Genomic DNA, 20,505 nt, shown 5'->3' with positions numbered 1-20,505 from the left:
TTTCGTGCTCTGAATACGCCTCAGGAAGGTCAGGCTAGTGTGATCTGTCTCACTGTGCACGCGGCTTTGCATTACCGTTATGCGCTGAAATGCATGTCATCATTAGCATATTTGACTGCCATATATTTTCTCAATGGATATTAATACTGTTTTTTACCGTAAAGAAGATTAGGGCTATCCGCAGGTGAAATATAAGGAAAACTCATCACCGCAGAGGTGCATGAAATTGCAGTAATCATGATTTTTTATGCAATAAGGGTGGCCGCCGCGCTGACGATTGATCCAGGTCATCGCCGTCGGTGACAAAAAGTGGCAGGCTTGGCCCCCCTTTGTTGAGGCCGGTCTATCAGATTATGCAGTTACAGAAATTAGTCAATATGTTTGGTGGGGATCTTATGCGCCGCTATGGCGAAAAGGTCCATAAGCTGACGCTGCACGGCGGTTTTAGCTGCCCGAACCGCGACGGCACGCTGGGCCGCGGCGGTTGCACTTTCTGTAATGTGGCTTCCTTTGCCGATGAGGCGCAGCAGCATCGCTCCATCGCCGAACAGCTCGCTCATCAGGCGCAGCTCGTCAACCGGGCAAAGCGCTATCTGGCCTATTTCCAGGCCTATACCAGCACCTTCGCTGAAGTGCAGGTGCTCCGCTCGATGTATCGTCAGGCCATCAGTCAGGCGAATATTGTCGGCCTCTGCGTCGGCACCCGCCCGGACTGCGTGCCGGAGGCGGTCCTCGATCTGCTGAGTGAATATCATGAGCAAGGATATGAGGTATGGCTGGAGCTGGGACTGCAAACCGCGCACGATAAAACCCTGCATCGGATTAACCGTGGGCATGATTTCGCTTGCTACCAGCGTACTGCGCGTCTGGCGCGAGCGCGAGGGCTGAAGGTCTGCGCACATCTGATCGTCGGCCTGCCCGGAGAGACCCAGGACCATTGCCTGGAGACGCTGGAGCGGGTGGTGGCGACCGGCGTGGACGGCATCAAGCTGCACCCGCTGCACATTGTCAAAGGCAGTATTATGGCCAAAGCGTGGCAGGCCGGGCGTCTCAATGGCATTGAGCTGGAGGCGTATACCGTGACCGCCGGGGAGATGATTCGCCATACGCCGCCGGAGGTGATCTATCACCGGATATCGGCCAGCGCCCGTCGACCCACGCTATTGGCGCCGCTGTGGTGCGAAAATCGCTGGACCGGAATGGTTGAACTGGATCGCTATCTGAATGAGCAGGGCGCTCAGGGCTCGGCGCTAGGCCGCAGCTGGGCTGTGCCCCTGGCGGAGAAGTAGAAGCAGACGATGTCCGGGCCAAGGCCGGACATCGCTCTTCAGCCATTTATGCCTGACTGGCTTTCATCGTCATCCGTGGGGTTTTAATCACCAGCAGCACCAGCACGGCGCCAAGCGCGGCGATAGTGCCGGCGAGAATAAAGGCGCTGTCGAATTTGCCGGTGGACTGCACGATATAGCCCGTGACAATCGGCCCCACGATGCCGGAGACGCTGCCGATAAGATGGATAAAGCCGCTGGCGCCGCCGACGCGGGATTTATGCACCACGTCCTGAATAATCGCCCAGTAGATCGCCCCGGTCACATAGAGGAAAAAGATGGAGACCGACATCAGCAGAACGGCAGGAACGACGCTGCTAACGGTACCGGCGAGCCCCACGCAGAGCGCGGCCATTAGCAGGCATACCACCAGCACGATTTTGCGCGACAGCAGCAGCCTTCCGGTAAGGTTAAATATTTTATCGGATATATAACCCCCCAGCGCCAGACCGACAAAACCGACGATCCACGGGATCATGGTGGTGAGACTCATCTGTTTAATATCCAGATGGTGCTGCTGGATCAGATAGGACGGAAACCAGCTGAGAAAGAAAAACAGAATATAGTTGTAGCAGAAGAAGGCAAATGCCGTCACCAGAATAATAGGCTGCTTGAGATAATAACCCAGTGAGTGGGCCGTTTGATTTTCTACGGTTTCCAGGGCGTCCTCCTCTTGCTTCATTTTATTAATGAGCATGAGCTCTTCCTGACTGACATGCTTATGTTTGTCAGGCGAGTTGGCGGCAATAAAAAACCACACGACCATCCACACAATACCGATGGCGAAAATAATCATAAACGCGGGACGCCAGCCGAAAGCCAGGGCCAGATAACCGACGATAGGTCCGGCGACCGCGCCGCCCAGCGGAGAGCCGGCGCTGAGGAACCCCACTGCGGTTGCTGCTTGCTTTTTAGGAAACCAGCCGTTAATCATCTTGTTCGCTGAGGCGCAAATCGGGCCCTCTGCCATCCCGAAGAGCACGCGGAGCACCAGCATGGAATAAAAGCCGGTGGCAACCGCGGTTAAGCCGCAAAACAGCGACCATAACCCAACCGCCAGGCCCATCACCAATGTGGCGCCAAATTTATCGACGGCGAGGCCGCCAATAAAATTAAAGACCGCGTAGCCGAAGAAAAAGCTGCCGAAAATCATACCAAATTGTTCAGCGTTAAGTGCAAGGTCCTTTTCAATCATCGGCACCGTAATGGATAACGCCACCCGGTCCAGATAATTTATCATATACACTAAAAATAATAACAGGACGATAATCCAGCGAATATTTTTTCCCATGATAACACCATGCTCATTATATGATTTATATCAGGCGCGGCGGATCTACAGATATCCGTCGGCCGTTATTTAAAAATAATGTCGGCTTAGCCTAATTGCAGCAGCACTTTGCAGCAGGTCTTCCGATCGTTGGCGAAAATCTCCATGGCTTCTTTCACCTGCTCCAGCGGCATACAGTGGGTGATTAACGCCTCAGGATGGATAAGGCCTTTTTCCATCCAGTCGATGACCAGCGGAAAGCGCCCGCTGTTCAGCCGCGAGGAGAAAATGGAGATCTCTTTACTGGTGATGCTTTGCTGGGTCAGCGTGGACGCCTCGCCGGAGAAACCGAGTATGCCGATGCGGGCGGCAGGGGAGGCGAGGAGGATTGCCTCCTGCAGAATGGCTGGGTGGCAGGCGGCATCAATGACCAGCGTGGGGGCTATCTGCCGCTGCGCCAGCTGATCCGCCAGCGGCTGATGGGTGTTATCGAGCGTCAGATCGGCGCCGTTGTCCCGTGCCATCTGTAGACGTTCGGCAATGCGGTCCACAACGATCACCTGCTTAACGCCATACACCCCCTTCAGCGCCTGGATCACCGTCAGGCCCATCGGGCCAGCGCCGTAAACCAGGGCGATATCCTGCGGCGTGGGCTGCAGCTGGGCGGTAATATTTGCCGCAATAGTAAAAGGCTCAACCATTGTCGCCTGACGATCGCTGATAGCCTCCGGAATGCGCCAGGCATTTTTGGCCGGCACGCAGGCATAGTCGCTGAATCCCCCATCGCGGTGCACCCCGATGACCTGGAGCTGCGCGCAAACATTCGGCCGGCCAACCGAGCAGGGATAACAATGGCCGCAGCTGACCACCGGATCGACCGCGACGCGTTCGCCAATACGCGCCGGAGAGACCTGCTCGCCGACGGCATCGATAATGCCGAAGAATTCATGACCAATAACGCGGGGATATTTCGCGAAGGGGTTGTGGCCCTGATAGATGTGTACATCGGAACCGCAGATCCCGGCAAAGGCGATTTTCACCCGTACTTCATGGCTGCCCGGAACGGGAACCGGACGTGATGCAATGTTCAGTTGGCCTGGCTCTTTGACGATGACGCTTCTCATTTCTGTTCCTTCCATTGTCTGTTTCGCGAACGAATTTCGCCTGTTTTTATTACCATACAAGTATGCATTTGATCATAAATAGCTCTGGATCACATTTGGAAGAGGTCGTCAGAAAAAGCCAGACTATTATTAATCTATTGAAATAAATTGAAAAAAAATATGAATGCGCCGGGATGGGCTTGCCCGGTGCAGGAATGTGATCGTTATCACGACAGGAAAGGGCAATTCGATTATGATTGCTGGTATGGTAGTAGGGTAAAAACACAAATTATGAAGCAGGTGATAACGATGCAGATGACAATGCGCTGGTTTGGGCCAGAGGAAGACAAGGTTTCATTAGAGCATATACGACAGGTGCCCGGCGTGGAGGGGGTCGTCGGCGCGCTCTATGACGTCGCGGTGGGTGAGGTATGGCCAGTCGATAAAATTGCGCGTCTGGTCAGCCAGGCCCATGCCGCGGGCCTGAAAATGGAGGTGATAGAGAGCGTCAACATTCATGATGACATTAAAATCGGCCTTCCTTCCCGTGACCGCTATATTGCCAACTATCAGCAGACCATTCGCCACCTTGCCCGCTTCGGCGTCAAAGTTATCTGTTATAACTTCATGCCGGTTTTTGACTGGATGAAGACGGATATGAACTACGTCCTGCCGGATGGTTCGTTGACGATGGCTTTTGAGAAGAAAGATATCGATAAACGGCTGGAAGACGTAGTGAAAGAGGTACTGGAGAACTCAAACGGCTTCGCCTTGCCGGGCTGGGAGCCAGAAAGGCTGGCGGAGGTGCAGACCCTGTTTGCCAAATATAGCGCGGTGGATGACCACAAGCTGCGGGAGAACCTGGTCTATTTTCTGCGGGCGGTGATCCCGGTCTGTGAAGAGGTCGGGGTGAAAATGGCGATCCATCCGGACGATCCGCCGTACTCCATTTTTGGCCTGCCGCGGGTGGTCAAAAACCGCGACGATCTGGACTGGATCTGCCGGGCCGTCGATTCGCCCGCCAACGGCATCACGCTCTGCACCGGCTCGATTGCCGAAGATCCGGATAACGATGTGTACGCCATCCTGGCAGAGTTTACCCGGCGCAAACGGATCCACTTTGCCCACGTCCGCAATATTAAGCTGATACGGGATAAAGATTTTTACGAGTGCGCCCATCCGTCAGAGTACGGTTCCCTGGATATGTACAAGGTGATGCAAGCGCTGTATGACAACGGGTTCGACGGCTATATTCGCCCGGATCATGGCCGCTTTATCTGGGGAGAGACCGGACGGCCAGGCTATGGCTTGTACGACCGCGCTCTCGGCGTGACCTACCTGAAGGGGCTCTGGGAGGCGTTAAGCAAGCGCTAACCGTTCTCCTGACCTTGCCTCTTTTTAGCGGCTGGTTCGCCTTGGCGACCAGCCGTCATATCAGCGCCTTCCCGCATTTTTTGCACAACTTACAGCGCATTGCTCAGAATTGAGTATTATTGTGCGGAGTTGTCGTGAAGGAATCCTCTATGAAGCAAATTCGTATGCTGGCGCAGTATTATGTCGACCTGATGATGAAGCTGGGTCTGGTCCGCTTTTCGATGCTGTTGGCTCTTGCGCTGGTGGTGCTGGCCATTGTGGTACAGATGGCGGTCACCATGGTGCTGCATGGCCAGGTAGAAAGTATCGACGTTATCCGCTCTATCTTCTTTGGTCTGTTGATTACCCCCTGGGCGGTCTACTTTCTCTCGGTGGTGGTGGAGCAACTCGAAGAGTCCCGCCAGCGTCTTTCGCGGCTGGTGGACAAGCTGGAGGAGATGCGCGAGCGCGATCTGAAGCTGAACGTGCAGCTGAAAGATAACATCGCGCAGTTGAATCAGGAGATAGGCGAACGAGAAAAAGCAGAAGCCGAGCGCGAGACCACTCTCGAGCAGTTGAAGATCGAGATGAAAGAGCGTGAAGAGACGCAGATCCAACTCGAACAGCAATCCTCCTTTCTGCGCTCTTTCCTTGATGCTTCCCCGGACCTGGTCTTCTATCGCAATGAAGATAAGGAGTTTTCAGGTTGTAACCGGGCGATGGAGCTGTTGACCGGCAAAAGTGAGAAACAGCTGATCCATCTCAAACCGCAGGACGTCTATAGCGAAGAGGCCGCGGAAAAGGTGCTGGAAACCGACGAGAAGGTGTTCCGCCACAATGTATCGCTGACCTATGAGCAGTGGCTGGACTATCCCGATGGTCGCAAAGCGTGCTTCGAAATCCGCAAGGTCCCGTACTACGATCGCGTCGGTAAGCGTCGCGGCCTGATGGGCTTCGGGCGCGATATCACCGAACGAAAACGCTATCAGGACGCCCTCGAGCGCGCCAGCCGGGATAAAACTACCTTTATCTCGACCATCAGCCATGAGCTGCGTACCCCGCTAAACGGGATCGTCGGGCTGAGCCGTATTTTGCTGGATACCGAACTGACCAGCGAGCAGGAGAAATACCTGAAAACCATCCATGTCTCGGCGGTGACGCTGGGGAATATCTTCAATGATATTATCGACATGGATAAAATGGAGCGCCGTAAGGTACAGCTCGATAACCAGCCGGTGGACTTCACCAGCTTCCTTGCCGACCTTGAAAACCTCTCCGGTCTGCAGGCCCAGCAGAAGGGCCTGCGCTTTGTGCTGGAGCCGAGCCTGCCGCTACCGCATAAAGTGATCACCGACGGTACGCGTTTGCGCCAGATCCTGTGGAACCTTATCAGCAACGCCGTGAAGTTTACCCCCCAGGGCGGCGGGGTGAATGTCCGCGTGCGCTATGACGAAGGCGATATCCTGCACTTCGAAGTGGAAGACTCCGGTATCGGTATTCCTGAAGCGGAACAGGACAAAATTTTCGCCATGTATTACCAGGTCAAAGACAGCCACGGCGGCAAACCAGCCACCGGAACCGGCATTGGTCTCGCCGTCTCGCGTCGCCTGGCGCGCAATATGGGCGGCGATATCAGCGTAACCAGCCAGCCGGGTAAAGGGGCGACCTTTACGCTCACCGTCCATGCGCCTGCCATTGCGGAAGAAGTGGAAGATACGTTGGCGGAAGACGACATGCCATTACCCGCGCTTAACGTGCTGCTGGTGGAAGACATTGAGCTCAACGTCATTGTGGCCCGTTCGGTGCTGGAAAAGCTGGGCAACAGCGTGGATGTCGCCATGACCGGGAAAGCCGCGCTGGAGATGTTTGAGCCAGGCGAGTACGACCTGGTGTTGCTGGATATTCAATTGCCGGATATGACGGGGCTGGATATCTCTCGCCAGCTAAAACAGAACTTTGCCGCGGATGAGCTGCCGCCGCTGGTGGCCCTGACCGCCAACGTACTGAAGAATAAGAAAGAGTATCTCGACGCCGGGATGGACGATGTGCTGAGCAAGCCGTTGTCGGTGCCAGCGCTCACGGCCATGATCAAGAAATTCTGGGATGCGCCGGAAGAGGAAGCGCAGGAAGCGCCGGCGGCCGATCTGCATAAAGCCGACGCGGTGCTGGATACCGATATGCTGGAGCAATATATCGAACTGGTGGGACCGAAGCTTATCAACGATGGCCTCGCGGTGTTTGAGAAGATGATGCCGGGCTATATGTCTGTCCTCGAGTCCAATCTCACCGCCCGCGATCAAAAAGGGATTGTCGAAGAGGGGCATAAGATCAAAGGGGCGGCGGGTTCTATTGGTCTGCGCCACATCCAGCAGCTGGGGCAGCAGATCCAGACGCCGGATCTGCCAGCCTGGTCTGATAATGTCGCTGAATGGGTTGAAGAGATGAAATCTGAGTGGCAAAACGACGTGGCGGTACTGAAGGCGTGGGTGGCGAAGGCCGGAAAAAAATGACCCCGGACAGACCGGGGTGCGCGAATACTGCGCCAACACCAGGGAACTGGTGGTTGAGCCAGTGTTATTTGAGTGATGTTGTTACGTGGCGCAACCTGAGAAGTGGATTGCTCGCTCATTAAGATAGCAAAGCTTAACTAATTTGTTACATGAATCAGTAAAATATGTGAAGCATAGCGAGTAAATCGACATTTTTGACTGGTTTCAGCGAGTTGCATGGAGGAGCGAAAGCGATGAAAAAAATTGGTGTGGTACTGAGCGGCTGCGGCGTGTACGACGGCAGTGAAATTCATGAAGCGGTGATTACCCTGCTGGCGATCGCGCGCAACGGCGCGCAGGCGGTGTGCTTTGCACCCGATAAACCGCAGCGCGACGTCATCAACCATCTGACGGGGGAACCGCTGACGGAGCAACGCAATGTGCTGGTGGAAGCGGCGCGAATTGCCCGCGGCGACATCTTACCGCTGACGCAGGCGCGTGCGGAGACGCTGGACGCGCTGATCGTCCCCGGCGGCTTCGGCGCGGCGAAAAATTTAAGCAGCTTCGCCGCCGAGGGCAGCGAATGTCAGGTGGACCGCGATCTGCAGGCTCTGGCACTGGCGATGCATCAGGCCGGCAAACCGCTGGGTTTCATGTGCATTGCCCCGGCGCTGCTGCCGAAGATTTTTGCGTTTCCGCTGCGCATAACCATCGGGACCGATCTCGATACTGCCGATGTGGTCGAAGAGATGGGGGCGGAGCACGTGCCTTGTCCGGTCGACGACATCGTGGTGGATGAAGAGAACAAAGTGGTCACCACCCCGGCGTATATGCTGGCAGAGAATATTGCTCAAGCCGCCACCGGGATCGAAAAGCTGGTCGCCCGCGTGCTGGCGCTGAGCGCATGAGGCTCCGCGTTGCGCCCTTTGCGCTGCTAAAACGACTGGCGCTGCGTCTGCTGCTGATCGCCGCCGTCTTCTGGGGCGGGGGGATCGCGCTGTTTAGCGTGCTGCCGGTGCCGTTTTCGGCGGTGATGCTTGAGCGGCAGGTGAGCGCCTGGCTCTCCGGAGATGTCCACTATCTGGCGCACTCTGATTGGGTCGGCATGGATGAGATCTCTCCATGGATGGGGCTGGCGGTGATTGCCGCCGAAGATCAAAAGTTCCCGGAACATTGGGGGTTCGACGTATCGGCGATAGAAAAAGCGCTGGCGCACAATGAGCGTCATGATACCCGCATCCGCGGCGCGTCAACGCTGTCGCAGCAGACGGCGAAAAACCTGTTTTTATGGGATGGCCGCAGCTGGTTGCGTAAGGGGCTGGAAGCCGGGCTGACGGTCGGTATAGAAACCGTCTGGAGTAAAAAGCGGATCCTGACCGTCTACCTGAATATTGCCGAGTTTGGCGATGGGATATTTGGTGTGGAAGCGGCCGCGCAGCGCTATTTTCATAAGCCTGCCAGCCAGCTGACGCCGGGGGAAGCGGCTCTGCTGGCCGCGGTGCTGCCAAATCCGATCCGCTATCGCGCTGACGCGCCTTCGGGCTATGTGCGCAGCCGCCAGGCCTGGATCTTACGCCAGATGCGACAGCTGGGCGGGGAAGGGTTTATGCGCGAGCATAAGCTGTATTAGCGCGTGAATCCGGCGCCGGGGCTGGTACTGTCGCCAGTCGGCCGTCGCCGGGAAGCGTGACGCTTAGTCTTCATCAAATCCGGCATTAAAAAGAGCAATCACTGCGGCGAGCGCCTCAACTTCCTGCGGACCGCTGGCTTCCACCTCTATCTGCCGCCCTTTCGCGGAGTCCAGCATCAGCAGGGCAATCACGCTGTTTGCTTCCGCCTCCGTGCCTTCATCGTTGCGCAGCAGTACTTCGGCATCGAAATTCTGCATCAGCTCAAACAGTTTCATCGCCGGGCGGGCGTGCATGCCCAGCTTATTGGTGATTTCAACGGTCTGCTTTACGGTCATGATTTACGTTTTTCCAGCGTCCGATGACGAGACTGTACGTTCTTGCCGCGGGAGCGGAAGTAGTCAGCCAGTTGTTCAGCAATATAAACCGAACGATGTTTACCGCCGGTGCAGCCAATGGCCACCGTCAGATAGCTGCGATTGTTGGTCTCCAGCATCGGTAACCATAGCTCAAGATAGCTCCGGGTCTGGTAAATAAAGTTGTGCACTTCAGTGTGCCGGTCAAGGAAGGCGGCCACCGGTTTATCCAGACCGGTCATTGGACGCAGTTTCGGATCCCAATGCGGGTTTGGCAGAAAGCGCACGTCAAAGACGTAATCAGCATCGATCGGAATACCGTGCTTGAAGCCGAAGGATTCGAAGACCATCGTCAGTTCGCGCTCGCGTTTGCCTAACAAGCGAGTACGCAGCATTTCCGCCAGCTCATGCACCGACATTTCGGACGTATCGACGATCAGATCCGCACGGGAGCGCAGTGGCTCCAGCAAGTCGCTCTCTTCGTCGATGGCGCTTTCGAGCGACAGGTTCTTGCTGGAGAGCGGGTGTAAGCGACGGGTATCGCTGTAACGGCGGATCAGGGTATTACGATCGGCATCAAGGAACAGCAATTGCGGAGAAAAGCATTCCGGCAGGTTCTGCATCGCCTGTTCAAAGATTTCCGGTGATTCCGGCATGTTACGCACGTCGATGCTGACGGCCGCGGAGATATTGCGGTCAGCCAGCGACCGCGCCAGATCGGGCAGCAGCACGACCGGCAGGTTATCCACGCAGTAAAAGCCCATATCTTCCAGCGCTCGCAGAGCGACGGATTTCCCCGAGCCCGAGCGGCCGCTGACGATCATCAGTACCATGTACCGTTTCTCCTCAGTACGATAAAGGATAAGGTGCGACTGCCGTTATGCGTCATCGCTGCTTCCTGCTTCGGTGATGATCTCATACAACTCTTCATCGCTCTGCGCCGCGCGCAGGCGACGGCAAATCGCTTTGTCCGCCAGCCGTTTGGCCACCAAGGAGAGCGTATGCAGGTGAGTCTTTGTCTGGTCGGCTGGCACCAGCAGCGCGAACAGCAGGTCGACAGGCTGATTGTCGATCGCGTCGAAGGCGATGGGGGTTTCCAGCTGGACAAAAACGCCGACAGCACGCAGCGTATCCTCTTCCAGTTTACCGTGAGGAATGGCAATACCATTGCCAATCCCGGTACTGCCCATTTTTTCGCGGGTGAGGATCGCTTCGAACACCACCTGCGGCGGCAAACTTAACTGTTTGGCGGCCAGTTCGCTAATGATTTCCAGAGCACGCTTCTTGCTCTGGCAGTGAACCTGGCTACGGGTACATTCCTGGTTCAGGACGTTGCTCAGTTGTAGAGCCGAATCGTTGTTCATCATAATTTCACCTGAGCGCCCCCGCGCCCGCCGCCGATGTTAAACCACGACGGACGCAGGGGGGCCCGGACAATTAGTGTTGTTTTAGTTTATCTTTGTGCTTCGTTAACTGCCTTGCCAGCTTGTCGATAAGACCATCGACAGCTGCATACATATCCTGCCCTTCCGCACTGGCATGGATTTCGCCACCGTTGACATGCAGATTCGCGTCCGCAATTTGCGTCACTTTCTCTACTTTTAACACAATATAGACCTGATTGATCCGGTCGAAAAATTGCTCCAGTTTGCTGAACTTCGCCGTGACGAAGTCGCGCATCGCGGGGGTGATCTCGACGTTGTGTCCTGTAATGTTGAGCTGCATAGTGTCTTCCTTATCGGTTGTGTCAGACCAGTTGTTTACGCTGGTTTGACGGCGGAATGGATAAAGACTCTCTGTACTTCGCGACAGTGCGGCGCGCGACCATGATACCCTGCTCGGACAGCATGGAGGTGAGCTTACTGTCGCTCAACGGCTTCGCGGGGTTTTCCGCGGCGATTAACTTCTTCACCAACGCGCGAATGGCCGTCGACGAGGCTTCGCCGCCGCCTTCGGTATTCACATGGCTGGAGAAGAAATACTTCAGTTCAAAAATACCGCGCGGACTGTGCAGATATTTTTGCGTGGTGACACGGGAAATGGTGGATTCATGCATCTCGACAGCCTGGGCGATATCGGCCAGCACCATCGGCTTCATATACTCTTCACCCTGTTCGAAAAAAGCCTGCTGCTGTTCAACGATGCAGCGGCTGACGCGCAGCAGCGTATCGTTGCGGCTTTCGAGACTTTTGATTAGCCAGCGGGCTTCCTGCAGATTGCTGCGAATGAACTGGCCGTCGGCGTCATTGCGGGCGCTGTTGCCCATTGCCGCATATTGCTGATTAATCTTCAGCCGGGGAATGCTGTCGGCGTTGAGCTCCACGGTCCAGCGGCCACTGACCTTGCGGACCAGTACGTCGGGAATGACATATTCCGGTTCACTGGTATGAATGGACTGGCCAGGGCGGGGATCCAGCGACTGGATCAGATTCACCGCCTCTTTCAGCACCTCTTCTTTCAGGCGCGTTACTCGCATCAGGGTGCGGAAATCGTGGTTAGCCAGCAGATCGAGATGGTCGCTGATAATCAACCGGGCCTCTTCCAGCCACGGCGTCTCTTTAGCGAATTGCGACAGCTGGATCAGCAGGCAGTCGCGCAGATCTTTCGCCGCGACGCCAACCGGATCAAAACGCTGGATGCGCTTCAGAACGGCCTCCACCTCTTCCAGGCCGATTTCGTCATCGCCAATGCTGTCGACGATGTCTTCAATCTGAATGGTGAGATAGCCCGTATCGTCGACGGCGTCGACGATGGAGGTGGCAATGGCGCGGTCGGTGTCGGTGAAGGGCGTCAGCTCGACCTGCCACATCAGATAATCCTGCAGCGTCTGAGTGGTTTCGCCTTGATAGACGGGCAGCTCGTCGTCCTGATAATCCACGCCGTTGCCTGACGGCGTACCGGCGGTATAGATTTCATCCCAGCTGGCATCGAGAGGGAGCTCGTCCGGCATCTCTTTTTGCTCAAGCGCATCGACGGTATCGAGGGACTCGCGATCCTCCACTTCTTTCGCCTCTACCTCGTCGTGAAGATCGGTTTGCTCAAGCAATGGGTTACTTTCCAGCGCTTGCTGGAGCTCTTGCTGGAGTTCTAACGTGGACAACTGCAGCAAACGAATAGCCTGCTGCAGTTGCGGCGTCATGGCAAGCTGTTGGCTAAGCCTTAATTGCAAACCTTGCTTCATGTTCAGGGTAAATATCTCCGGCTAAAACGTCTGTAACCTCTACCCTATCAGAGTCTGAAGTCTTCCCCAAGATACACGCGCTTAACCTGCTCATCTTCGAGGATCTGCTGCGGCGTACCATGAGCAATAAGGTGTCCCTGACTGACAATATACGCCCGTTCGCAGACGGCGAGGGTCTCTCTGACGTTATGGTCGGTGATCAGTACGCCGAGGCCGCTGTCGCGCAGGTGCTCAATGATGCGTTTGATATCGATAACGGAGATGGGGTCAACACCGGCAAAGGGTTCATCCAGAAGGATAAATTTCGGGTTCGCCGCCAGCGCGCGAGCGATTTCGACACGGCGGCGTTCACCACCGGAGAGCGCCTGACCGAGGCTGTCGCGCAGGTGCTCAATATGGAACTCTTCCATCAGCTCTTTGGCGCGATCTTCCCGCTGTTCGCTGGTTAAATCGTCACGGATCTGCAGGACCGCCATCAGGTTGTCATAGACGCTCAGACGACGAAAAATAGAGGCTTCCTGCGGCAGATAGCCGATGCCCCGGCGCGCGCGCGCGTGCAGCGGTAGCAGACTGATGTCTTCGTCATCGATAATAATATTGCCCGCGTCGCGCGGCACAATGCCGACCACCATGTAGAAGGTGGTGGTTTTACCGGCGCCGTTCGGGCCGAGCAAGCCGACAATCTCTCCGGAGTTAACGGTGAGACTGACATCTTCCACCACGCGGCGGCCTTTATAAGCTTTGGCGAGGTTCTTCGCAGTTAAGGTTGCCATAACGAATTAGTTACTCTTCTTTTGCTGATTGCCGCTTTTATCCTGCAGCTCAGACGGCACCAGAACGGTGGTGACGCGTCGACCTTTGTCGCTGAAGGCCTGCATTTTTTGCTCTTTCACCAGATAGGTGATCTTATCGCCCTTGATATTGCTGTCGAGCTGCTCAAGGTAAGCGTTGCCGGTCAGCACGACGTAATCATTCTGCAGCTCGTAGCGCATTTTCGACGCCCGGCCTTTTACCGGCTTGCCGTTATCCTGCATCTGGTAGAAGGTGGCCGGGTTACCGAAGCCTTCGATCACCTCTTTACCTTTCTCATTGCCCGGACGGGTGACCACCACTTTATCAGCGTTAATTTTGATCGTCCCCTGGGTGACGACCACGTTACCGGTGAAAGTGACGACGTTGCCCTGCATATCCAGTGACTGCTGATCGGACTCGATATGGATCGGCTGATCGGTATCTCCCGTCTTGGCCAGGGCCGGCAGGCTGGCGGCCAGTAAAGCGCCGGCGAGCGCAATCTTAAGGCTGAGTTTGTTTGTTCTGAATTTCATAAGAGGTTCTCACCTTTTCAATCAGCTCGGCATTTTTGCTGCGAAGGTTTCCACGCATTTTCAGGCCGCTGGAATTAAATGTGGTGCCGTATAACGTCACCATGTCATCGGAGGTAACGTCCTGTGTGACCAGATTTATCTGGGCGTTATCCGTCGTAATTTTGCGCAGTTGAGAGTCAGGCGCGAGCGCATTCACCTCAACGTGCCCGTAAAGATAGAGCATACGGTCATTCGTCAGCTTCGCTTTATCTGCCCTGATTGACCAGGTTGGCACCTTATTGGTATCAAAGGTGGTCATCACCGGCTTGGTAAACCAGGAAACCTCCTGATCGGAAAAGTATTCCACATGCTCGGCAATCAGCCGATAGCTCAGGGCGCCTTCCGGGCTGTACACGACGGTGTCGGTATGTTCGCTTTTATACGTCGGGTCGTTGGGATTGACCTCCGGCTGGGCCGTGTCGTCCGTATTCGCCAGATTCAGGCCGATGAGGATCAGCGCGAGCAGCGACAGTAAAATGATAACCCAACGTCTGGTTTTACTCATATTGATTGCCCTTTGGCCTCATCCAACTTGCCCTGCGCCAATAGTAACAAATCGCAGACTTCGCGTACCGCGCCGCGTCCGCCGTTAATGCGCGTGACATAATTCGCCCGCGGCAGCAGCAGCGGATGCGCATCGGCGACGGCGACGCTTAAACCCACTTCCGCCATCACCGGCCAGTCGATCAGATCGTCGCCGATATACGCCACTTCATCCGGACGAACCGCCAGTTTGCTGACTAATTCGCGAAACGCCAACAGCTTATCCGACTGACCTTGATAGAGATGCGTAATGCCCAGCGTCTGGCAGCGGTCTTCTACCAGTTTAGCTTTTCGCCCGGTAATAATCGCCACTTCGATGCCGGAGGTCAGCGCGCAGCGGATACCATAGCCATCGCGGACGTTGAACGCTTTCAGCTCCTCGCCGTGATTACCCATATAGATAAGTCCGTCGGATAATACACCGTCAACATCGAGGATCAGTAGACGGATCTTAGCCGCGCGATCGAGAAACGCCTGGCTTACCGGCCCATAGCATGTCGCTAACTGAGCATCAGCATTATTCATTATTTTTTCCTTACTTACACTACGCCCGCGCGCAGGAGATCGTGCATATGTACCACACCTAGCAGGTGGTCGCCATCGGCAACCAGCACGCAGGTGATATGACGGGATTGCATCAGGTTTAGCGCATCTACCGCCAGGGTGCCGGGACGGATGCGGATCCCTCCCCGGGTCATGACATCGGCAATGCTGGCATTACGCATATCGACGCCGGTATCAAAGACCCGGCGCAGGTCACCATCGGTGAAGATCCCGATGATGTTCATATCGTCATCGCAGACGGCGGTCATGCCTAAATTTTTACGCGTGATTTCCAGCAGCGCATCGCGCAGGGTGGCCTGCAGGCCGACGTGCGGGATTTCATCACCGGTATGCATAATATCATTGACGCGCAGCAACAGCTTACGACCGAGTGCGCCGCCAGGATGAGACAGGGCGAAATCTTCGGCGGTAAAGCCACGGGCTTCCAGCAGAGCGACGGCGAGGGCATCACCCATCACCAGCGCCGCGGTGGTGCTGGAGGTGGGCGCCAGCCCTAACGGGCAGGCCTCTTTGGGCACTTTCACGCACAGATGGATATCCGCTGCGCGCGCCATGCTGCTCTCAGGCCGGCTGGTGATGCAGATAAGCTTCACCTGCTGGCGCTTCAGGACCGGGATCAGCGCCAGAATTTCATTCGATTCGCCGGAATTCGACAGCGCAATCACCACATCCTGTGGAGTGACCATTCCTAAATCGCCGTGCGCCGCTTCGCCGGGGTGGACAAAAAAAGCCGAGGTGCCGGTACTGGCGAACGTCGCCGCCATTTTGCGGCCGATGTGGCCGGATTTGCCCATCCCCATCACCACGACTTTGCCGCCGCAGCGGAAAATCGTTTCGCAAGCATGGGTAAAGTCTTCATTTATATATTGATCGAGCTGGGCCAGACCTTCACGTTCAATTTCCAGCACCTGACGGCCTGCCTGTTGAAAGTCAAAATCCGTGGGCAAATCTATTTGCGACATGATGTTATCCCGAGTCATTCAACGAAGAGCGGCGCTGTCCAGAACAGCATCGCCAACCAAACCACAAAGCCGCCGACCAGCAGTGCGCCAACCAGCCGTCCCGGCTGCTGCTGGCGGCGCCAGCACAGCACCGCGAAGATCAGGCTGACCAGCAGCATCACGCCATAATCGCGCGTGAAGGCTTCGCTCGCAAAGCTCCCCGGCGCGATCAGCGCCGGTAAACCCAGCACCAGCGCAATATTGAGGATATTGGCGCCGATGATATTGCCGATAGCAATGTCATCTTCCCCTTTCCGCGCCCCGGCGATAGCGGTGGCCAGCTCTGGCAGGCTGGTACCTATCGCCACCACCGTCAGACCGACGGTCAGCTCGCTAATGGCAAAAAAGTTTGCCAATACCGTGGTGTTATCCACCACCATACGGGTAGCCATGGGCATGACAATCATCGCGACCCCTAACCAGAGCAGAGCGACCGGCAGCGATCCTTCACGCGGCAGCTCCGCCAGCTGTTCGCGAGTCAGGCTATCGCTGCCCTGGCGCTCCGCCAGACGGGCGATTTTGATGGTAAACAGCAGCCACAGAAGCGCTAACGCCAGTAAAAACAGCCCGTCGAGACGGGACAGCTGTCCATCGTAGAGCACCAGCCCGGCCAGCACACTGACCAGCAACATTAGCGGTAATTCGCGGCGCAGAATATCAGAATGCACGGTAAATGGCCTGAGTAAGGCGGCGAGACCGAGGATCAGAAGAATATTGGTAATGTTGGAGCCGAGCGCGGTGCCGACCGCCAGATCGATCTGCCCATGCAGCGAGGCCGTGGTGGAAACCATGATCTCGGGCAGGCTGGTGCCGATACTCACCACCGTCATACCGATGATCAGCGGCGGGATCCCCAACATACGACACAGGATGGAAGCGGCATAGACCAGACGATCGGCGCTGTAGACAACCAGCAGTAAACCAATAATTAACAGAGCCGTCGCTAAGAGCATCTAAAGTCCTTTCTTCAGGTATAATCGTCGCCTCGCTGGGTTATCCCTACGCAGCGTAACGAATTCTTAATTTTGACTTTATGTGTGCCAAAAGTAAAACAAATGCCAGCTTTCGCTAACCTGTGCAGGTAAGATTCTGTAAAAATGTTGTGATTGTGGCGCAAGAAAGGGCCATGCTTGCCCGTCAGGTGTTTAGTAAGGATGATTTTATGAGCCAAACTCAGGCGAATTTAGTTGAAGTGCGCGGTATCCGCTTTTCACGCGGCGATCGTGTGATCTTCGACGACATCTCGCTGTCGGTGCCGCGCGGTAAAATTACTGCGATCATGGGACCTTCGGGGATCGGCAAGACTACCCTGTTACGCCTGATCGGCGGGCAGATCCCGCCGGACAGGGGAGAGATCCTGTTTGATGGCGAGAACGTGCCGCAGATGACGCGATCGCGTCTTTATACGGTGCGTAAGCGGATGAGCATGCTGTTCCAGTCCGGCGCGCTGTTCACCGATCTCAATGTCTTTGATAACGTTGCCTATCCGCTGCGCGAGCATACGCAGCTGCCGCCTGCGCTGCTGCATACGACGGTGATGATGAAGCTGGAAGCGGTGGGGTTGCGTGGGGCGGCGAAGTTAATGCCCTCCGAGCTTTCCGGCGGGATGGCGCGCCGCGCCGCCCTGGCGAGAGCGATTGCCCTTGAGCCGGATCTGATTATGTTCGACGAACCGTTTGTCGGGCAGGATCCCATCACCATGGGCGTGCTGGTGAAGCTGATTTCTGAACTCAACAACACGCTGGGTGTCACTTGCATCGTGGTTTCGCACGATGTGCCTGAGGTGCTTAGCATTGCGGACTACGCGTATATCGTGGCGGATAAAAAGATTGTCGCCCACGGTAGCGCCCAGTCGCTGCGGGAGAATACCGATCCTCGGGTTCGTCAGTTTATTGATGGTATTGCCGACGGCCCGGTGCCGTTCCGTTATCCGGCTGGCGACTATCACCATGATTTATTAGGCATAGGGAGTTGAGCGACTCATGCTGTTTAATGCGCTGGCCGCGCTAGGGCATCGCGGGATTAAAACCACCGCGACGTTTGGACGCGCCGGATTAATGCTTTTCAACGCCGTTGTGGGCAAACCAGAGTTTCGCAAGCACGCGCCGCTGCTGGTTCGTCAGCTCTATAACGTTGGCGTTCTGTCGATGCTGATTATCATTGTATCGGGCTTGTTTATCGGTATGGTGCTCGGGCTGCAGGGGTATCTGGTCTTAACCACCTACAGCGCAGAGACCAGTCTTGGCATGCTGGTGGCGCTGTCGCTGCTGCGCGAGCTGGGGCCGGTTGTCGCTGCGCTGCTGTTTGCCGGGCGCGCCGGATCGGCGCTGACCGCCGAGATTGGCCTGATGCGGGCCACGGAGCAGCTCTCGAGTATGGAGATGATGGCGGTGGACCCGCTGCGTCGCGTGATTTCTCCACGCTTCTGGGCTGGCGTCATTTCGCTGCCGCTGTTGACGATTATCTTTGTCGCGGTAGGGATCTGGGGTGGTGCGCTGGTAGGCGTAAGCTGGAAAGGCATTGACGGTGGTTTTTTCTGGACCGCGATGCAAAATGCCGTCGACTGGCGAATGGACCTGGTGAACTGCCTGATTAAGAGTCTGGTATTCGCCATTACGGTAACCTGGATTGCGTTATTTAACGGTTATGACGCTATCCCCACTTCCGCCGGGATTAGCCGGGCGACAACACGCACCGTGGTGCATGCGTCGCTGGCGGTTCTGGGGCTGGATTTTGTGCTGACTGCGCTGATGTTTGGGAATTGAGTTCATGCAAACGAAAAAAAATGAAATCTGGGTAGGGGTGTTCTTACTGGTGGCGCTGCTGGCGGCGCTGTTTGTCTGCCTGAAGGCGGCGAACGTCACCTCGCTACGTACTGAGCCGACTTACCGCCTTTACGCGACCTTCGATAACATCGGCGGCCTGAAGGCGCGTTCGCCGGTACGCATCGGCGGTGTGGTTGTGGGACGGGTAGCGGACATCACTCTCGACCCGAAAACCTATCTGCCACGCGTGGAGCTCGATATCGATGAGCGCTACAACCATATCCCGGATACCAGTTCGTTGGCGATCCGCACCTCGGGTCTGCTGGGCGAACAGTATCTGGCGCTGAACGTCGGTTTTGAAGACCCGGACCTTGGGACGACTATCCTTAAAGACGGCGGTACTATCCAGGACACCAAGTCCGCCATGGTGCTGGAAGATCTGATTGGTCAGTTCCTTTATAACAGCAAGGGCGGCGACAATCAGAATTCTGGCAATGATAAGGCCGAGGCAGAAGGTCATACTGACGCGACGCCGGCAGCCGGCACGACGCATTAATTTCAGGAGAAACACGATATGTTTAAACGCTTACTCATGGTCGCCATGCTGGTGATTGCCCCGCTGACCGCTGTCCAGGCGGCAGACCAGTCCAACCCGTATAAGCTGATGAATGAAGCGGCGCAGAAAACCTTCGATCGCCTGAAGAATGAACAGCCGAAGATCAAAGCCAACCCTAACTATCTGCGCGACATCGTCGACCAGGAGCTGTTGCCGTATGTGCAGGTGAAATATGCTGGCGCGCTGGTGCTGGGCCGCTATTACAAAGAAGCGACCCCCGCGCAGCGTGAGGCCTACTTTGCCGCCTTCCGTGAATATCTGAAGCAGGCCTACGGCCAGGCGCTGGCGATGTACCACGGGCAGACTTACCAGATTGCGCCGGAGCAGCCGCTGGGCAGCGCAACCATCGTTCCGATCCGCGTCACTATCATCGACCCGAACGGTCGTCCGCCGGTGCGTCTGGACTTCCAGTGGCGTAAAAATACCCAGACCGGTAACTGGCAGGCCTACGATATGATCGCCGAAGGCGTCAGTATGATCACTACCAAACAGAATGAGTGGAGCGATCTGCTGCGCACCAAGGGCGTTGACGGCCTGACCGCGCAGCTGAAAGCGATCTCCGCTCAGCCGATCACGCTGGAACAGAAAAAATAATGACCGGGCAGCTGAGCTGGACTCGCGAGGGCGAGACGCTGGCGCTGCACGGAGAGCTGGACCAGGATCTGCTGGTCCCGCTCTGGGAAGCACGCGCCAGGGCGACGGAGGGGGCGACGATCATCGATCTCAGCCAGACTACGCGCGTGGACACGGCGGGCCTGGCGCTGTTAGTGCATTTTGTGGCACTGATCCGCCGTCAGGGGCGGGAAGCGCAGCTGATCGCGAAGAGCGAAAATCTGCAAACGCTGATCGGTCTTTACAACCTGCCTGTCGATATGATCCCATAATCTTTTCAGTGTCTTAGCGTTGAAGCTATTCCGAAAGCCCCGGCAATCTTTTCGTCGGGG

General features: G+C 56.0%; 23 protein-coding genes. 10 read left to right on the top strand and 13 right to left on the bottom strand.

Annotated features, from left to right (window positions below; translation table 11 throughout):
• The first annotated feature begins 353 nt into the window (after positions 1-353).
• Positions 354-1,289: a TIGR01212 family radical SAM protein gene (locus tag A1WC_RS03290; protein ID WP_032691251.1), complete on the top strand. Its 936-nt coding sequence runs from the start codon at positions 354-356 to the stop codon at positions 1,287-1,289.
• A gap of 46 nt (positions 1,290-1,335) precedes the next feature.
• Here A1WC_RS03290 and A1WC_RS03295 read toward each other — a convergent pair whose 3' ends face one another.
• Both A1WC_RS03295 and A1WC_RS03300 read right to left on the bottom strand, forming a co-directional pair.
• On the bottom strand, positions 1,336-2,619 hold the full coding sequence (locus A1WC_RS03295; RefSeq protein ID WP_016161880.1) for an MFS transporter: 1,284 nt from the start codon (positions 2,617-2,619) through the stop codon (positions 1,336-1,338).
• Between the two features lie 86 nt (positions 2,620-2,705).
• Positions 2,706-3,722, bottom strand: coding sequence for a Zn-dependent oxidoreductase (locus tag A1WC_RS03300; RefSeq protein ID WP_016161879.1), 1,017 nt, complete (start codon positions 3,720-3,722; stop codon positions 2,706-2,708).
• Between the two features lie 288 nt (positions 3,723-4,010).
• Here A1WC_RS03300 and uxuA point away from each other — a divergent pair, with 288 nt between their 5' ends.
• The 4 genes from uxuA to mtgA all read left to right on the top strand — a co-directional run bounded on the left by uxuA (position 4,011) and on the right by mtgA (position 9,173).
• Complete coding sequence (gene uxuA / locus A1WC_RS03305; protein WP_016161878.1) at positions 4,011-5,075, top strand: mannonate dehydratase; 1,065 nt, start codon at positions 4,011-4,013, stop codon at positions 5,073-5,075.
• Between the two features lie 149 nt (positions 5,076-5,224).
• On the top strand, positions 5,225-7,564 hold the full coding sequence (gene arcB, locus A1WC_RS03310) for an aerobic respiration two-component sensor histidine kinase ArcB (protein ID WP_012540466.1): 2,340 nt from the start codon (positions 5,225-5,227) through the stop codon (positions 7,562-7,564).
• 233 nt (positions 7,565-7,797) lie between these two features.
• Positions 7,798-8,451 carry an isoprenoid biosynthesis glyoxalase ElbB gene (gene elbB, locus A1WC_RS03315; protein WP_008806654.1) on the top strand — a complete coding sequence of 218 codons (654 nt, stop codon included), beginning with the start codon at positions 7,798-7,800 and terminating at the stop codon, positions 8,449-8,451.
• On the top strand, positions 8,448-9,173 hold the full coding sequence (gene mtgA, locus A1WC_RS03320) for a monofunctional biosynthetic peptidoglycan transglycosylase (RefSeq protein ID WP_008806653.1): 726 nt from the start codon (positions 8,448-8,450) through the stop codon (positions 9,171-9,173). The genes elbB and mtgA overlap by 4 nt, the downstream gene beginning before the upstream one ends.
• 63 nt (positions 9,174-9,236) lie before the next feature.
• Here mtgA and npr read toward each other — a convergent pair whose 3' ends face one another.
• From npr to A1WC_RS03375, 11 genes are all read right to left on the bottom strand, one after another.
• Positions 9,237-9,509, bottom strand: a complete 273-nt coding sequence (gene npr / locus A1WC_RS03325; RefSeq protein ID WP_002918431.1) for a PTS phosphocarrier protein NPr — start codon at positions 9,507-9,509, stop codon at positions 9,237-9,239.
• Positions 9,506-10,360 (bottom strand): RNase adapter RapZ, encoded by an 855-nt coding sequence (rapZ, locus tag A1WC_RS03330; RefSeq protein WP_002918428.1) that lies wholly within the window; start codon positions 10,358-10,360, stop codon positions 9,506-9,508. Before rapZ ends, npr begins: the two co-directional genes overlap by 4 nt.
• A 45-nt stretch (positions 10,361-10,405) precedes the next feature.
• Positions 10,406-10,894 carry a PTS IIA-like nitrogen regulatory protein PtsN gene (gene ptsN / locus A1WC_RS03335; RefSeq protein WP_004144926.1) on the bottom strand — a complete coding sequence of 163 codons (489 nt, stop codon included), beginning with the start codon at positions 10,892-10,894 and terminating at the stop codon, positions 10,406-10,408.
• Positions 10,895-10,964: 70 nt separating this feature from the next.
• Positions 10,965-11,252 carry a ribosome hibernation promoting factor gene (hpf, locus tag A1WC_RS03340; RefSeq protein WP_004206206.1) on the bottom strand — a complete coding sequence of 96 codons (288 nt, stop codon included), beginning with the start codon at positions 11,250-11,252 and terminating at the stop codon, positions 10,965-10,967.
• Between the two features lie 22 nt (positions 11,253-11,274).
• Entirely contained in the window at positions 11,275-12,708 is a 1,434-nt protein-coding gene (rpoN, locus tag A1WC_RS03345) for an RNA polymerase factor sigma-54 (RefSeq protein WP_012540467.1), read from the bottom strand.
• A 47-nt stretch (positions 12,709-12,755) separates the two neighbouring features.
• Entirely contained in the window at positions 12,756-13,481 is a 726-nt protein-coding gene (lptB, locus tag A1WC_RS03350; protein WP_002918417.1) for an LPS export ABC transporter ATP-binding protein, read from the bottom strand.
• Positions 13,482-13,487: 6 nt separating this feature from the next.
• The gene (gene lptA, locus A1WC_RS03355) at positions 13,488-14,033 is read right to left on the bottom strand and encodes a lipopolysaccharide ABC transporter substrate-binding protein LptA (protein WP_002918415.1); all 546 of its coding nucleotides are present in this window, start codon (positions 14,031-14,033) and stop codon (positions 13,488-13,490) included.
• A complete protein-coding gene (gene lptC / locus A1WC_RS03360) occupies positions 14,002-14,577 on the bottom strand; it encodes an LPS export ABC transporter periplasmic protein LptC (protein WP_008806651.1) in 576 nt (191 codons plus the stop codon). The genes lptA and lptC overlap by 32 nt, the downstream gene beginning before the upstream one ends.
• Positions 14,574-15,140 carry a 3-deoxy-manno-octulosonate-8-phosphatase KdsC gene (gene kdsC / locus A1WC_RS03365; RefSeq protein WP_008806650.1) on the bottom strand — a complete coding sequence of 189 codons (567 nt, stop codon included), beginning with the start codon at positions 15,138-15,140 and terminating at the stop codon, positions 14,574-14,576. The genes lptC and kdsC overlap by 4 nt, the downstream gene beginning before the upstream one ends.
• A gap of 14 nt (positions 15,141-15,154) precedes the next feature.
• Positions 15,155-16,159 carry an arabinose-5-phosphate isomerase KdsD gene (kdsD, locus tag A1WC_RS03370; RefSeq protein ID WP_075206807.1) on the bottom strand — a complete coding sequence of 335 codons (1,005 nt, stop codon included), beginning with the start codon at positions 16,157-16,159 and terminating at the stop codon, positions 15,155-15,157.
• Entirely contained in the window at positions 16,156-17,133 is a 978-nt protein-coding gene (locus tag A1WC_RS03375; protein ID WP_008806648.1) for a calcium/sodium antiporter, read from the bottom strand. The genes kdsD and A1WC_RS03375 overlap by 4 nt, the downstream gene beginning before the upstream one ends.
• A gap of 209 nt (positions 17,134-17,342) precedes the next feature.
• On the opposite strand from A1WC_RS03375, the gene mlaF reads away from it, so the two are divergent.
• From mlaF to mlaB, 5 genes are read left to right on the top strand one after another with little or no spacing between them, the layout of a single operon-like run.
• Complete coding sequence (gene mlaF / locus A1WC_RS03380) at positions 17,343-18,155, top strand: phospholipid ABC transporter ATP-binding protein MlaF (protein WP_012540470.1); 813 nt, start codon at positions 17,343-17,345, stop codon at positions 18,153-18,155.
• Positions 18,156-18,162: 7 nt separating this feature from the next.
• Positions 18,163-18,945 carry a lipid asymmetry maintenance ABC transporter permease subunit MlaE gene (gene mlaE, locus A1WC_RS03385; RefSeq protein WP_004150949.1) on the top strand — a complete coding sequence of 261 codons (783 nt, stop codon included), beginning with the start codon at positions 18,163-18,165 and terminating at the stop codon, positions 18,943-18,945.
• A gap of 4 nt (positions 18,946-18,949) precedes the next feature.
• Complete coding sequence (gene mlaD / locus A1WC_RS03390) at positions 18,950-19,501, top strand: outer membrane lipid asymmetry maintenance protein MlaD (protein ID WP_004206195.1); 552 nt, start codon at positions 18,950-18,952, stop codon at positions 19,499-19,501.
• A gap of 18 nt (positions 19,502-19,519) precedes the next feature.
• Positions 19,520-20,155: a phospholipid-binding protein MlaC gene (gene mlaC, locus A1WC_RS03395; protein ID WP_002918386.1), complete on the top strand. Its 636-nt coding sequence runs from the start codon at positions 19,520-19,522 to the stop codon at positions 20,153-20,155.
• A complete protein-coding gene (gene mlaB / locus A1WC_RS03400; RefSeq protein ID WP_008806646.1) occupies positions 20,155-20,445 on the top strand; it encodes a lipid asymmetry maintenance protein MlaB in 291 nt (96 codons plus the stop codon). The genes mlaC and mlaB overlap by 1 nt, the downstream gene beginning before the upstream one ends.
• Positions 20,446-20,505: the final 60 nt, after the last annotated feature.

The sequence above is a fragment of the Klebsiella sp. KTE92 genome (assembly GCF_000398905.1).
Classification (GTDB): Bacteria; Pseudomonadota; Gammaproteobacteria; order Enterobacterales; family Enterobacteriaceae; genus Klebsiella; species Klebsiella variicola.
Note: the sequence above shows the minus strand (reverse complement) of the source record. Positions and strands in the feature narration are given on the sequence as shown.

Excerpts from the sequence above, each read along its gene's own strand:
- mlaC (WP_002918386.1), top strand. The coding sequence starts at position 19,520 with ATGTTTAAACGCTTACTCATGGTCGCCATGCTGGTGATTGCCCCGCTG.
- rapZ (WP_002918428.1), bottom strand. The coding sequence starts at position 10,360 with ATGGTACTGATGATCGTCAGCGGCCGCTCGGGCTCGGGGAAATCCGTC.
- rpoN (WP_012540467.1), bottom strand. The coding sequence starts at position 12,708 with ATGAAGCAAGGTTTGCAATTAAGGCTTAGCCAACAGCTTGCCATGACG.
- lptA (WP_002918415.1), bottom strand. The coding sequence starts at position 14,033 with ATGAAATTCAGAACAAACAAACTCAGCCTTAAGATTGCGCTCGCCGGC.
- A1WC_RS03290 (WP_032691251.1), top strand. The coding sequence starts at position 354 with ATGCAGTTACAGAAATTAGTCAATATGTTTGGTGGGGATCTTATGCGC.
- ptsN (WP_004144926.1), bottom strand. The coding sequence starts at position 10,894 with ATGATGAACAACGATTCGGCTCTACAACTGAGCAACGTCCTGAACCAG.
- kdsC (WP_008806650.1), bottom strand. The coding sequence starts at position 15,140 with ATGAATAATGCTGATGCTCAGTTAGCGACATGCTATGGGCCGGTAAGC.
- mlaB (WP_008806646.1), top strand. The coding sequence starts at position 20,155 with ATGACCGGGCAGCTGAGCTGGACTCGCGAGGGCGAGACGCTGGCGCTG.
- mtgA (WP_008806653.1), top strand. The coding sequence starts at position 8,448 with ATGAGGCTCCGCGTTGCGCCCTTTGCGCTGCTAAAACGACTGGCGCTG.
- lptB (WP_002918417.1), bottom strand. The coding sequence starts at position 13,481 with ATGGCAACCTTAACTGCGAAGAACCTCGCCAAAGCTTATAAAGGCCGC.
- hpf (WP_004206206.1), bottom strand. The coding sequence starts at position 11,252 with ATGCAGCTCAACATTACAGGACACAACGTCGAGATCACCCCCGCGATG.
- A1WC_RS03295 (WP_016161880.1), bottom strand. The coding sequence starts at position 2,619 with ATGGGAAAAAATATTCGCTGGATTATCGTCCTGTTATTATTTTTAGTG.
- mlaE (WP_004150949.1), top strand. The coding sequence starts at position 18,163 with ATGCTGTTTAATGCGCTGGCCGCGCTAGGGCATCGCGGGATTAAAACC.
- elbB (WP_008806654.1), top strand. The coding sequence starts at position 7,798 with ATGAAAAAAATTGGTGTGGTACTGAGCGGCTGCGGCGTGTACGACGGC.
- npr (WP_002918431.1), bottom strand. The coding sequence starts at position 9,509 with ATGACCGTAAAGCAGACCGTTGAAATCACCAATAAGCTGGGCATGCAC.
- kdsD (WP_075206807.1), bottom strand. The coding sequence starts at position 16,159 with ATGACTCGGGATAACATCATGTCGCAAATAGATTTGCCCACGGATTTT.
- mlaD (WP_004206195.1), top strand. The coding sequence starts at position 18,950 with ATGCAAACGAAAAAAAATGAAATCTGGGTAGGGGTGTTCTTACTGGTG.
- lptC (WP_008806651.1), bottom strand. The coding sequence starts at position 14,577 with ATGAGTAAAACCAGACGTTGGGTTATCATTTTACTGTCGCTGCTCGCG.
- mlaF (WP_012540470.1), top strand. The coding sequence starts at position 17,343 with ATGAGCCAAACTCAGGCGAATTTAGTTGAAGTGCGCGGTATCCGCTTT.
- A1WC_RS03375 (WP_008806648.1), bottom strand. The coding sequence starts at position 17,133 with ATGCTCTTAGCGACGGCTCTGTTAATTATTGGTTTACTGCTGGTTGTC.
- A1WC_RS03300 (WP_016161879.1), bottom strand. The coding sequence starts at position 3,722 with ATGAGAAGCGTCATCGTCAAAGAGCCAGGCCAACTGAACATTGCATCA.
- uxuA (WP_016161878.1), top strand. The coding sequence starts at position 4,011 with ATGCAGATGACAATGCGCTGGTTTGGGCCAGAGGAAGACAAGGTTTCA.
- arcB (WP_012540466.1), top strand. The coding sequence starts at position 5,225 with ATGAAGCAAATTCGTATGCTGGCGCAGTATTATGTCGACCTGATGATG.